The sequence below is a fragment of the Endozoicomonas sp. 8E genome (genome assembly GCF_032883915.1).
GTDB lineage: Bacteria > Pseudomonadota > Gammaproteobacteria > Pseudomonadales > Endozoicomonadaceae > Endozoicomonas_A.
Map to the genome: position 1 here is coordinate 4,306,175 of NZ_CP120717.1, position 15,465 is coordinate 4,321,639.

Genomic DNA, 15,465 nt, shown 5'->3' on the forward strand with positions numbered 1-15,465 from the left:
GCAGGTACAAAGCCACTCTTGCTACATCCTGGTCGCACTGCTATTTTTCCTCAGTCTCCGTAGAGATCAGAACAATTCATTCAATCAGTATCAATAAAAGCTGTTGTTTAACAGGTCAACTCTGATTAATAAATTAATAATCATCAATTGGGATCTATGGCAATTCTATGCTTGTTTGTCACAGAAGACTGTTAACACTTCTCTTGATTGCGCTGCTGTTCATGATTGAAATGAACGTACAAACAAGTCATGCCTCCGGCTACCAGAATGGACCCGGGTACAAGGCACCAGAAATCCGCTTTTTAGGTCTCTACGCCGGATTTAAAGCCAATAATTTCCACCTTAAGCTGGGTAACCATTATCACGTAATACACGACGTTGGCACACCCGAAAAGTTGTCCCTTTTTTTCAAGAATCAATGGTTGAGTCACCTGCCCTGGTTTCTGTTAGCAAAACTGCTGCCTCCTTCAACCGTACCCTACCCTTCTTTCAGTCGCGGTTTCCCCTCACTGTCCCGGGCTTTTGGTGATGCCCCCGATTGCAATCCTCATCCGGTGATGATCGATCACTCTTTGCTGAAAGGCCGCTTATCAGTGCAAACCGCTTGCATCGAAAGTCATCCTGTATGGCAGATTACAGCCTCACCCCCGACATCATCGTCAGAGACTCAGGCCGTCAAGGGTGATTCTCTTTCTGCCTGGCTGTCGCTGTGGAAACTGCTAAACGACACCAATACCAGTACCCTTTTCCTGCGTCCCTGGCGAGAAGATCAGCTCAATCGCCTGCAGGCCATTCTCTGTCAAACTAAACCGCTTACAGAGCAGAAAAAGTGTCAGAGCGTTCTTATTGACTTCCCGCTGAATCACGCAAAACCTTGGCTATTGCCGGAACTGGCTAAAAAAGACATCATCAGCGCTGACGGGCAAACCGCTTTGGACAGTCACTCTATTAAGCGGGTCAATCAGGCTATTCACTGCCTCTCTTCCCACGATAAGTTGTTTGGAGAACCCAATAAAAGTAAGCCAGCTGACAAGGCAAAAATACACGCCTGCCAGAATAATCATTGGCTTTATCAGTGGTCGGATCAAAGCTGGCTTTATCAACCTGGCATTCCCGAGACTGCGATAAAACCCAGCCCGGCACTCATGACCGGGAAGTACTTTAACCTCTGGGCACTGGAAAAGGTATCGCCCGGCAATGATACCCATCCGCCCTGGTCGAGATCTTCTTTATTCATCGCCCGCAACGACAGACATCGGAAATACCATTTCTGGGGAGCAGGTGACCCGGTACTGGTCATGGGGTTCGCAGATGCCCCATATAATGTCGAGGATCATTACGCCGGTCGGGACGGACCCATCATTGGCACCCTGGTAGAAAGTGAGCATCTCAACCTGGCCACTCTGCTTATGAACACTGTGACCAGTACGCCCTTTAATTTCTATCAATGGCGGGGAATTCTCTCAGGGTTCACAGCACCCATGCCCAAAAGCCTCAGTGCCCGGGTCAGGGAGCAGATTCTGAGCGACCCCGGCTCACTTTACCAGTTTGTTAAACGGCGACCTGAGTTACTGAACAATGTGTTGACCTATTTAAACAGTGAGTTTCCGGGACACCCTGTCAACTCATACTTTTCCGGTCGTGTATCACCTTTTTTTAGCCATCAAACAAACGCAAACCCACTGGCCCTGGTACCCGAAACAAGCAACGCGTTCGACGGTTTTCATCCTCCTGCCATCCCTCATCAGCCAGATAGGTCACTACGCTCTACGGGTTTTACATCGGGCATAATGACTGCTTCTGGTGTCCAGGGAAATGATGGACCGCCTGCATCTCAATCCCGCCCGGGTTATCCCTCTGAACAAAAAGCGAAAAAAAGCGGCAAAAAAAGTAAACGACGTGCTAAATCGGACGGTAGGAACAATATTGACGATAATGAGCCGCCACCACCGGACAGGAAGCATCCGGTCACGCCAGCAGACGCTGTATCCTCAGCATCCCTGCTTAAACATCTATTCTATTTGTACAGGCGCTCCGGACTTCGGCCTGAAAGAGTGACCCATAGATCGGACTTTCTTTCAGAACAGCTTGGTATCACATCCAGGGAAAAATTTGAAACCCTGCTCCGTCTATGCAAACCACCCGACTGTGGCAGTGAAACATTATATAACCAGATGCTTGGGGGTTTTGATCCAAAAAACCAACAACACATGATGCTGGCATCAAAAGCACTGGAACATTCTATACAGGTCATTGTTACTGATGGTCGGGGATATCTCTCCCACAGCTACCATGACCATACGCCTCAAGAGCCTCTGGACGGGCTTGAAAATATCCATATGTTCCTGTTTCACGAGAATCACACGGTAAAACTGTCTCATCAAAGTGACGACAACCCCTGGTTCACTCACTTCCTGATCAGCTCCTACTTAAACAAGCAGGAAAACGAATGGCTGGAAGACAATGCCCTTGAAAATGCTTTATGGGAACTGTTTCCACAATGGCAGAAGGATATTTTGTTATGCCGGGAAACGCTCCAGTGCAACGCCATAAAATCTGCCAGCGAACGGCTAGAGGAGGCGTCCACAAAATCTGCCAGCGAACTGCTGGAAGAGGCGTCCATACAATCTGCCAGCGAAGTGCTACAACAGGCGTTTACTGCACCCGATAAATTCATGCAGGGAGATCTCGGACATCACCTGTTCAGGTTTTACAATAAATTACGCCTTGTTTGTTACCCGTTCGACGATACAGAGAACCCTGATGGAACATTTTACGTTAGCAAAAACGTGCTTGGAGCAGTGGTTTTTTTCTGGCAAGAGTCTGCCAGTAACTATATCGCCTTTATAGCCCCTGATCTCTCCACATCAGCAATAAACGACAAAATACAGTCTTTGGATAATCATGTAAAAGATTATTCCGAGGCCGTATTTTTAGTAAAAAAACAGGATATTCGCTACGTGATTCCTGCACTCCTGGTGCTCGCACCTGTTTTTAGAAAAACCTATGCAGAAGCCGAGAGTATTATATCCGATACTGAAGATGCTCTTGTTTATGGGGGTTTAGCCAGATGGCAACATCTCTCGTCATTGTTTAAACCCATCGAACTGGGCAAGGTACCTGTTACCAATAATATTGATCTGGCCGTTGAGAATATTAAAAGTCTGGAAAAGATTTCGGCCTCTATTGAGGAAAAACTAACAGGCGCCCTGCCTGGCACTACCGTCAGACGCAACAACTTTCACACCATAGTTTTAGCCAGCCCGAAAGAATTGCGCCGCAGAGGTTTACTGCACACCTTGAAGATCCATTGCTTTCCCGATAAAAACAAAGAAAATACAATAACATTCGCCGCTTGCAAGACAAAAAAATGGCGCATCTTATCGATCAATATTTCTGCCGGTCCTGAAGGGTATTTCGATTTCACCCGTGTAGAACCTTTTGCCACGAGTTCCAGGCTACTTATGCCAAGCCTGCCCGCTATGGTTGAAAAACTGCTTCAGGACACGCAACCTGATCAAACTTACCCGGGAATTGATGCAAAGAGAAGGGGGCAAAATGCTCAAAATATATTAAAAATCTTGCTGGCGAATGACACTGAGCAACAGGTTCAGGCGATGATTCAACAGTCACTGCTCAGCCATTCTTCAGAATCATCCGGGTTACCGGAATTTCTGCTTCCTTATATCAAGCCCCAACCTGACAAGGCACTGGAAAGTAATAGTGAAGGTGCAGAGGCGATAACAACAGATCCTTCTTTCCATTCCCATGAGAAGGAACAGAAGCAAAAAGAAATAAACGACATTGCCACGGCACCTGATCCTGCTGAACGCTCAAATAAAAGAAAGAATAAAACCGCAGCCCAAAAGTCAATCCCGAATACGATCGATTTCGAAACAGCCTTGTCTCAGTCCGTAGAAATATCGAACTGGCTTAAGGAGATGGATCATAGCTTTGCGGACGAGCTGAATAGGACAATAAAGACACAAGATTGCAAAGCCTCTCTAGAAAAAGAAGCCTCTGTAGAAAGCAAAGCCCCTGCAGAAAACCCTGCGCCCGATACGGAATCCGATACACTGCAAAAGCAACTGCAGGACGGAAAAACAAAAACCCTGAAAACACTGGCCTGTTCCGGAGCATCTGCTGATACATCCGCAGACCAGCCAGTCATCACCATCAACCTGGCCAATACCCCAGGCAGTCAACAGCGCAAAGACTTGGAGCAGGCGGCTTATGAGAACCACTTCCCTTATGCGCAACTGGTTCAGGCGTTGTTCATTCTGAACCAGAAATTCCCATCTGGAAAACCAGAAGTACTGCAGATCTATGAAAAAACCTTCGAGCTGTTGTTACCGGCAGCCATTGCCGGTATACCGCTTGCCTACCAATTACTAATCGGGATGCAATTACACAACCAACATCCGGCAGGCTGGCCCCAGATGGAATCTGTAAACCGGCTCTTACGCAGCGTGGCTTCCAGAGCGACAAGCTTCAACCAGTTAAAAGTTGAAGGTCTATTGAATGGTGGATTTCTGGAGCAGCTCTATCAGGATACAGACGCCATCACCCTAATCAGGATTGAGCAGGGGTTAGCCAAAGCGTCAGACCTCTCAGACAGAGGCAGAGAGGTAAAGGCTATTGTCAATGCCTTGGGAGAACCGGATACCGCCTCGATATTAACATCCCTGAAAGCAGTTCGTCCCGGGACTCGGGAGCTGCAACAAACCATTGGATTACTGATACTGATACTGGAGAAAAAACAAGAGCCTGCTGCCGGTCAGATTCGCAGTGAACTTTGGTCATACAGCCTTAAGACTCTGCAAATTAAGGGAGCCTTGAAAAAAAAATCACAGCTCATGGATACATTTTATTTCCCACATGTGCTGGCCATGACTGACCTGAAAGCATTCATGGATACTGAGCAAACCGGACAATTACTCAAAAGTCATCAACCCAGATTGATAGCCTTTTGGAAAGTGGGTTTTTGGGAAAGCTATCTCAAGGCTTCGTTGAGCGAAGACAGCAAGAGTGAAAAGGAAATATTTGATGGGCATCATGACAAAATAAGCAATAAAGCGATTAAAAAGTCCAGACCCGATTTAATAAAAGACTGGATTCTTGCCCGGAGCTTTTTGCTTTCAAGAGATTTTATTCAAATCAAAGAGGTTCCGGCTTCCCTCACTCCATCCACTTTGGCGCAACTAAGGCTTGGAATAGCTAAAAATTCTGAAAAAGCAAAAAGAACCGTAAACACAGCCAGACAGCCAGAACAGAAGCCTGGTATCCGACCATCTACAGGACCACACGATGAACAAGTATATAACCAGTATTTATTTCAACTGGATAACAACATTATTCAGGAACTCAAATTCATTCAGGAAAACCCGGGGAAATTTTTGCAACAGGTAGAAACTCACATCATTGAATTCAGAAAGGCTCTGGTAAGAAATGGCAACGATTTAACAAACAATCTGGGAATCGGTTATTACTATTTCCTGAAGGCACTGGCCATGATAGGGGCCAAAATGTCAGATGACGACAAAACCATTGAGTTGTCTTTTACCCCTGGAGTCAAACTCAACGGCAAAAAGATAAAAGAGACTATTTTGTTGTGTAAAGGTCATTCCTTCCCCTATGCCCCGTTGCTCTTGCTGTTTTTTGAACATGGTATGGAAGGACAGTCTGAGGCAATATCGAAAGCCTATTTCTCTGCGTTCTCCGGTGTATCACAGTCTATTGAAATTTTATTGGAATCGGACTCAAATCTAATGGTTATGACCGGAGTATTACTCAAGTGGCTGTTGCTGATTCCTAAGCCTTTCGAACTGAAACTGGCCTTTGATGCAGACACTTACCTGAAAAACCCGCAAAGCAAAATTCCGGGCAGGGTAACACCTTCCATACAAATACTCAGAGAGTTTCTGGAACTGCTTCCGGTAAGAGGCTCTGATGGTGCAGTTGATGTTGTTTTGAATCGAATAGGCCAGAAATTTCTGCCAAACGAACATTATGAAAAAGCGGTAGCGAGAGCGGAAACATTGGCGGGAACGCTAGCGACGAAAGAGACTTCGAAAGCGCTAGCGGAAGAGGCAGCAGCAGTGGCAGCGGTAGTGAACAAGGAAGCAATATTAAGATTAATACTATACTTGGCCACCGGTCGATCGGAATTGATGCATTTTCTTTGCCTGGATTTATCCATGCTGACCATTAACTATTCTGTATTCGGCCTGGCATCAAACTCCGACGTCCTCACGTTCCTGAAAGAAGTTCAGAAGGAGCTCACTAAAAACAGTGATCCTGAAAAGCAGGTAATGGCAGATATTATAGAACTTGCTTTTTATCTGGTTAATGAAGCACCAGAAGTAAAGCCGGACCTCCCTCATCTCAAAACCCTTTCCTTCTCTGGGCAGGCCCGCTTAACCACACTTCATTTTGGTCATGACTTACAACTTCTAACAAAAATAATTGACTTGTTCCCTGAACTGGTTACCGAGGATACCACATCGTACTGGTACAACACCTTTTTGCTGATTCACGAATATATTATCACGCTTATTGGTGGAAATGCTGAAAGGGCACAAAAACTCCAGATTGTTTCAAGTGATTGGGAAAAATTACGTACTTTATTTGAGCACTCGATATGGCATAAGCCAGTAAAGGCTGTTGCACATAATATTGAATCAAAAGTCATCGACCATCTTCTCTTTAACAGTGATAACTTAGCAAAGTTCACAAATGGAGACGAAAATTTTTTTATTATTGCCATTCAACAAGCCAGAAAAGTTGGCTATCAGAAATTAAAGCAGCAGCTAAAAGAATATGAAGATAAAGTGGATTCTCAATCATTAAAGATGTCAGGCTTGCTTCATTGCCTGTCAGGATTAACGCTTCTGGAGGCACAAATAAGCTCTGACTTGCAGCAGGTAGTATTAACTGATCGCAAAAAAGTCATGCCCAGCGCACATGATCATTTCAGGAAAGCGCGGCAACTCAGCTTCCCTTATGGTGGTTATCTGGAATCACTAGTGGCTATGCGAATGGACAACTACCAGTATTATCAGGACGAAACATTAGAAGCCTCGCAGACAGACTCAACCTATAAGCCTGTTATTCAATACGCATCGACCAGAAAACCGGGGAAAAAGATCTTTATTGAAGCGGGTAAGATTGTTACCAACATTCTGCCCGGGCTATTAGCAAGCTCTCTTTTTGGTGTACGTTGTGCTGCTGAAGCAGCCATCAGGGTCTTTACTGATAAACGGTTTAATCTTCTGCATATCCCTCAGGCTGGCTGGCCAGCACTGATCGCAAAGTATTTTTTGATTATCCCCATCCACCATAATATCCGATTTATGTTTAGCAATGATAACCCTGAAGTTGAAGAAGCGTTATTTCCCAAAACAAATGATCCAGACAGTATTGAGGGAATACTTCTGAAACCACTGGAGAAAACAAGGCATTCCCCCATTAAAAAAAGAGCGAAGCAATATGGTATTGTTCTGGACGACGAAATAAAAAGCAGTAACAGGCCAGAGAATATTAAAAAGTATTTAAGCCTTGTCAAGGCTTTTATATTGGATAAATCAGAGGTGCTGGATACTGCATCCGAGACAACAGCCTCTGATAGTGATCAACTCTCAGAGAGTATTGCAAGCTATGAGCTAAGCCGGTATGACTACACAAAATTGTTTGAAGTACTTCAGGAAACACCACCACCTGAAACCGGTTTTGATGAATTCGTTTATAACCTGCCCCAGCTGAAATCTCACCCAAATTATGAGGCTATAAGCAATGCTCTTTTGAAGAAACATCGCACAAAATCAGCCTTGGTTCACCATTATTTATGGGCTTATGAGACTCTCAATGATAACTGTGATAACGAGCGAGACATGTTCTGGGATGGGATAATGACACAGAAGATTGAAAAAAACAAACCAATGAAAAGAGCATTTTTTGCTCTTCTGGCAACCGCCGATCTAACTGTTATGTATGAAGACAAGCGGATGGCTATGATCACCGCTTTCAAACGATACAAGATAGATCTTGCTTACTGGTTAACCTTTTTACACTCGATCACAGCCACTTCCGCGCTCCTTCTGGGAGATAAACAAAAGGCAGCTCTTCATAAAGAACATTTTAAAAACCAAAAAGAAATATTACTTCATTCAGTACCTGACCTGTAAAAAAACCAGGAAGGCCAAATGCGTAAACTGAAGACTTGTGTTCAGTTTAGGATCAGGTACAAAGCCACTCTTGCTACATCCTGAACCCACTGCTATTTTTCCTCAGACTCCATAGAGGTCAGAACAATTCATTCAATCAGTATAAAAAAACGGTTGTTTAACAGGTCAACTCTGATTAACAAATGAATAGTTATCGAATGGGATCTAGACCAACCATATGCTTGTTTGTCACAGAAGACTGTTAAAACTTCTCTTGACTGCGCTGCTGTTCATGATTGAAATGAACGTACAATCAGGTCATGCCTCCGGCTTCCAGAATGAACCCAGGTACAGTGCACCAGAAATCCACTTTTTAGGTCTCTACGCCGGATTTAAAGCCAATAATTTCCACCTCAAGCTGGGTAACCATTATCACGTAATACACGACCTTGGCACACCCGAAAAGTTGTCCCTTTTTTTCAAGAATCAATGGTTGAGTCACCTGCCCTGGTTTCTGTTAGCAAAACTGCTGCCTCCTTCAACCGTACCCTACCCTTCTTTCAGCCGCGGTTTCCCCTCACTGTCCCGGGCTTTTGGTGATGCCCCCGATTGCAATCCTCATCCGGTGATGATCGATCACTCTTTGCTGAAAGGCCGCTTATCAGTGCAAACCGCTTGCATCGAAAATCATCCTGTATGGCAGATTACAGCCTCACCCCCGACATCATCGTCAGAGACTCAGGCCGTCAAGGGTGATTCTCTTTCTGCCTGGCTGTCGCTGTGGAAACTGCTAAACGACACCAATACCAGTACCCTTTTCCTGCGCCCCTGGCGAGAAGATCAGCTTAATCGCCTGCAGGCCATTCTCTGTCAAACTAATCCGCTTACAGAACAGAAAAAGTGTCAGAGCGTTCTTATTGACTTCCCGCTGAATCACGCAAAACCCTGGCTATTGCCGGAACTGGCTAAAAAAGACATCATCAGCGCTGACGGGCAAACCGCTTTGGACAGCAACTATATTAAGTGGGTCAATCAGGCTATTGATTGCCTCTCTTCCCACGATAAGTTGTTTGGAGAACCCAATAAAAGCAAGCCAGCTGACAAGGCAAAAATACACGCCTGCCAGAATAATCATTGGCTTTATCAGTGGTCGGATCAAAGCTGGCTTTATCAATCTGGCATTCCCGAGACTGTAATAAAACCCAGCCCGGCACTTATGACCGGGAAGCACTTTAACCTCTGGGCACTGGAAAAGGTATCGCCCGGCAATGATACCTACCCGGCCTGGTCGAGATCTTCTTTATTCATCGCCCGCAACGACAGACATCGGAAATACCATTTCTGGGGAGCAGGTGACCCGGTACTGGTCATGGGGTTCGCAGATGCCCCTTATAATGTCGAGGATCATTACGCCGGTCGGGACGGACCCGTCATTGGCACTCTGGTAGAAAGTGAGCATCTCAACCTGGCCACTCTGCTTATGAACACGGTGACCAGTACGCCCTTTAATTTCTATCAATGGCGGGGAATTGTCTCAGGGTTCACAGCACCCATACCCAAAAGCCTCAGTGCCCGGGTCAGGGAGCAGATTCTGAGCGACCCCGGCTCACTTTACCAGTTTGTTAAACGGCGACCTGAGTTACTGAGCAATGTGTTGACCTATTTAAACAGGGAGTTTCCGGGACACCCTGTCAACTCATACTTTTCCGGTCGTGTATCACCTTTTTTTAGCCATCAAACAAACGCAAACCCACTGGCTTTGGTGCCCGAAACAAACAACGCATTCGACGGTTTTCATCCTCCTGGCATCCCTCATCAGCCAGATAGGTCACTACCCTCTACGGGTTTTACATCGGGCATAATGACTGTTTCTGGTATTCAAGGGGATAGTGGGCCGCCTGCTTCCCAATCCTGCCTGGCTTTTTCGTCTGAACAAAAAGCGGAACAAAACGGCAACAGAAGCAAACGAAGTGCTCAATCGGACGGTAGGAACAATGCTGATGACAATGAGCCACCACCGGGCGGTAACCACCGGGTGATACCAGCAAACGCAGTATCTTCAGCATCCTTGCTTAAACATCTATTGTATTTTTACAGGCGCTTTGGGCTCAGGCCTGGAAGAGTGATTGATGGATCGGATTTTCTTCAGGAACAACTTGATATTACATCCAGTGAAAAATTTGAAACCTTGGTCCGTGAATGCCAACCACCTGACTGCGACAGTGAAGCATTATATGACCAGATGCTCGAGGGTTTTGATCCGAAAAACCAACAACACATGATGCTGGCATCAAAAGCCTTGCAAAATTCTATACAGGTCATTGTTCCTGGTGGTCCGAAATATCGCTACTATAGCCATGATATAAACCATGATCATAGGCCACAACAGCCTCTGGAGGGGTTTGAAGGTATTCATACGTTCCTGTTTCACGAGAATCACGCTGTAAGACTGTCCCATCACAGTGACAACGACCTGTGGTTCAATCACTTCCTGAACCGCTCCCACTTGAGCAAACAGGAAAACAAATGGCTGCGAGACAATGAGTTTGAAAATGCATTATGGGAGCTGTCGCCACAATGGCAAAAAGATATTTTATTATGCCGGGAAAGTCTTCAGTGCAACACCATAAAATCTACCAGCAAGCAGCTAAAACAGGCGTTTACTGCACCCGATAAATTCATGCAGGGAGAATACGGACATAACCTATTCAGTTTTTACAACAAATTACGCCTTGTTTGTTACCCGTTCGACGATACAGAGAACCCCGATGAAACATTTTACATTAGCAAAAACCTGCTTGGAGCAGTGATTTTTTTCTGGGAAGACTCCGCCAGCAAATATATTTTCTTTATAGCTCCGGATCTCTCCACATTCGCAATAAACGACAAAATACAGTCTTTGGATAATCATTTAAAAAATTATGCAGAGGGCGCATTTTTAGTAAAAAAACAGGATATCCGCTATGTAATTCCTGCACTGATAGTGCTCGCACCTGTTTTTAGAAAAACCTATACAGAAATCTGGAATATTATATCTGATACTGGAGATGCTCTTGTTTATGGGGGTTTAGCCAGGTGGCAACATCTTTCATTATTGGTTAAGCCCACCGAACCTGGCAAGGTCCCTGTTATCAATGATATTGATTTGGCAGTTAAGGATATCAAAAGTCTGGAAACCATTTCAGCCTCTTTAGAGAAAAAACTAAAAAGTACCCTGTCTGGCACCATTGTTAGAAGCAGCATTATTCATGCTATGGCTTTAGCTGACTCAAAAGAATTGCAGCGCAGACGGCTACTACACAACGTAAAAATCGTCTGTCTTCTCGATAAAAACCATGAAAAGACAATGGGGGACGTCCGTTACAAGGCAAAAAAATGGCGAATCTTATCGATCGATATTTCTTCCGGTCCTGAAGGGTATTTCGATTTCATGCGTGTAGAACCTTTTGCCAAGGGTTACAAACTACTTATGCCAAGCCTGCCCGCTATGGTTGAAAAACTGCTTCAGGACACGCAACCTGATCAAACCTGCCCGGGTATTTATGCGAAGCGACGGGTGCAAAATGCCCGAAATGCGTTAAAAATATTGCTATTAATTGACACTGAGCAACAGGTAAAGAAAATTATTCAAAAGTCAGTGTTCAGCAGTTCTTCAGAATCATCCAGGTTACCGGAATTTCTGCACCCTTATATCAGGCCGCAGTCTGACAATGAACAGGACAGCACTATTGCCACTTATGCCGAAGGGATTCAACCGGAAATAAGCGACATTATCACTGTGCCAGAAAAGAGCGATACCGAAGAAGAAGCAAGCCCTGACGATCAGCACTCTACAGTGGCTGATAACAGTGAGGTAGTAGTACCTGATCCTGCTGAAAGGTCAAAAAAGGGAAAGAATAAAACCGCCTCACAAAAGCCAATCTCGAATAGGATCAATGTCGAATCAGCATTGTCACGGTCCGTAGAACTATCAAACTGGCTTAAGGAGATGGATTATAACTTTCCGGATGAGCTGAATAAGGCAATAAAGATACAAGATTGCGATGCCACTGAAGAAGGCGAAGCCCCTGAAGAAAGCCCTGCGCCCAATACAGAACTCAATACACTGCAAAATCAGTTGAAAAACGGAAAAACAAAAACCCTGCAAATACTGGCCTGTTCCGGAGCTTCTGCTGACACATCCGGTGACCAACCGGTCATCACCATCAATCTGGCTAATACTCCGGGCAGTCAGCAGCGCGAAGACTTAGAACAGGCCGCTTATGAGAACCACTTCCCCTATGCACAACTGGTTCAGGCGTTGTTCATTTTGAACCAGAAATTCCCATCTGGAAAACCAGAAGCACTTCAGATCTATGAAAAAACCTTCGAGCTGCTGTTACCGGCAGCCATTGCCGGTATACCGCTTGCCTACCAATTATTAATCGGGATGCAATTACACAACCAACATCCGGCAGGCTGGCCCCAGATGGAACCTGTAAACCGGCTGTTACGCAGCCTGGCTTCCAGAACGCCAAGCTTCAACCAGGTAAAAGTTGAAGGTCTATTGAATGGTGGATTTCTGGAGCAGCTCTATCAGGATACAGACAACATCACCCTGACCAGGATTGAGCAGGGATTAGCCAAAGCGTCAGACCTCTCTGACAGAGGTAGAGAGGTAAAGGCTATTGTCAATGCGCTGAGAGAACCGGATACCGCCTCGATATTAACAGCCCTGAAAGCAGTTCGTCCCGGGACTCGGGAGCTGCAACAAACCATCGGGTCACTGATACTGATACTGGAGAAAAAACAAGAGCCTGCAACCGGTCAGATTCACAGTGAACTTTGGTCATACAGCCTCAACGCCCTGCAAATTAAGGGCGCCTCGAAAAAAAAATCTCAGCTCATGGATATAGCTTATTTCCCGCATGTACTGGCCATGACTGACCTGAAAGCATTCATGGATACTGAGCAAACCGGACAATTACTCAAAAATCATCAACCCAGATTGATAGCCTTTTGGAAAGTAGGTTTTTGGGAAAACTATCTCAAGGCTTCGTTGAGCAAAGACAGCAAGAGTGAAAAGGAAATATTTGACGAGCATCACGACCAAATAAGTAATAAGGCGATTAAAAAGTCCAGACCCGATTTAATAGAAGACTGGATTCTTGCCCGCTCTTTGCTGCTTGCAAGAGATTTTATTCAAATCAGAGAGGTTCCGCCTCACCCTACTCCATCTACTCCGGTGCAACTAACGTCTGAAACAGGTAAAAATTCTGAAAAAGCAAAAAAAACCGCAAACGCAGCTGGTCAACCAAAAGCACTGAAGCCTGGTATCCGACCCTCAACAGGAGCATTCAATCGGGATGTACATCGCGAATATTTGCTTCACCTGGATGACAATATTATTCAGGAAGTCAAATTTATTGAGGAAAACCCGGCATTTTTTTTGCCACAGGTGGAAAAGCAGATTTCTGTATTCAGAAAGGCTTTACTAAAAAATAAAAATCAAACAAACGAGTTGGGAATGGGTTATTACTATTTTCTAAAGGCACTGACACTGATGGGGGCCAAAATTTCAGAGGATTACGAAACGATTGAGTTGCCCTGTAGCCCGGAAGTTAAACTCAACGCCAAAAAGTTAAAAGAGACTATTGTATTGACCGGTCACAAAAGTGCACTGGCCAGTGCTTATGATCATTTCATGAAAGCACGTCAACTCGGCTTCCCCTATGGTGGTTATCTGGAATCGCTATTGGCTATGCGGCTAGACGACTACCAGTATTATCAGGACGAGACATCAGAAGCCTGGCAAACAGACTTGGCCAATAAGCCCGTTATTCAATACACATCGACCAAAAAGCCCGGGGAAAAGATCTTTATTGAAGCGGGTAAGATTGTTACGGACATTTTGCCCGGGCTATTGGCAAGCTCTCTACATAGTGTACGTTTTGCCACTGAAGCAGCCATCAGAGTCTTTACTGATGAACGGTTTAATCTTCTGCATATCCCTCAGGCTGGTTGGCCAGCACTGATCGCAAAGTTTTTTTTGATTAACCCCATAGAACATAACATCCAATTTGTGTTCAGTAATGATAGACCTGAAGTTGAAGAAGCGTTATTTTCCAGGATAATTGACCCAGGCAGTATTGAGGGAATACTTCTGAAACCAATGGAGAAAAAAAGGCAATTTTCAATTAAAGAAAGACCAAAACAATATGGAATTTGGCTGAAAAATGAAATCGAAAATAGTGACAGACCAGAAAATATTAAAAATTATTTAAGGCTTGTCAAAGCTTTTGTATTGGACACATCAGAGGTTCCGACTACATCATCCGGGGAAACAGCTTCTGATATTAATCAATTGTCGGAGAATATTGCCAGCCATGAGCCAAGCCGGGATGACTCTACAACATTGTTTGAAGTGTTGAAGGAAACATCACAGTCTGTAACCAGTTTAGGTGAATTCATTTATCACTTGTCCTGGCTCCAACCCCACCCGAATTATAGGGCTTTAAGTAATGCTCTTTTGATAAAACATCGTACAAAGTCAGCCCTGATTCACTATTATTTGTCGGCTTACGAGACCATCAGTGATGGCCACAACAACGAACGGGATCTGTTCTGGAATGCGATAATGAAACAGGAGATTGAAGAAAATGAACCAATGAGAAAGGCTTTTTTCGTACTTCTGGCAACCGCCGATCTAACGGTCATGTACGATGATAACCGGGAGGCCATGAGCACCGCATTCAAACCATACAAAAAAGATCTTAATCCCTGGCTGTCTTTTTTTCACTGTATGGCAGCACAAATCGCCGCTATTCTGAATGATAAACAAAAGACAGATTTCAATATCAATTACTTTAAAGAATTGAATAAATATTAAGTCATTAAGTACCTGATCCGTTGGTTTCGCCTATCTGAAGGCCAGCTTTTTTCCATACCTCTGCGCTCCACCTCTGTTAATTAGCTGAAGCTATATGCCATTGTTGTGACCGAAGGCATAAACGCCTTAAAGGATGAAAACCTTCTGGAAAATATTAGTGTTCGGAACCGTCCGGTTGGCCACTCATTTCGAATTCGACTGCCAAAAGATCTCACCAATGAACATGGAACAAACTAATGTACGGCTCCCAACCGATATCAATTTATTAAATAAATTCTGTCGCACAATGATTGAGTTTACTGCTTTGATCCGCAGCTGCCAGTCTGGCCTCTGTAAACAGAGCTGCTAACTGCCGCAGCGACATAAAAACGTTATCACAAGATTCGAAACCAGTAGCCAAACCGAACACGGAACCATTCTTGCTACATCATGAAC

The 15,465-nt window shown here is 44.7% G+C and carries 2 protein-coding genes; both read left to right on the plus strand.

Annotated features, from left to right (window positions below; all coding sequences use genetic code 11):
- Nucleotides 1–230: 230 nt before the first annotated feature.
- Nucleotides 231–8,183 (plus strand): hypothetical protein, encoded by a 7,953-nt coding sequence (locus P6910_RS14090; RefSeq protein ID WP_317141921.1) that lies wholly within the window; start codon nucleotides 231–233, stop codon nucleotides 8,181–8,183.
- A gap of 280 nt (nucleotides 8,184–8,463) precedes the next feature.
- Nucleotides 8,464–15,030, plus strand: a complete 6,567-nt coding sequence (locus P6910_RS14095) for a hypothetical protein (RefSeq protein WP_317141922.1) — start codon at nucleotides 8,464–8,466, stop codon at nucleotides 15,028–15,030.
- Nucleotides 15,031–15,465: the final 435 nt, after the last annotated feature.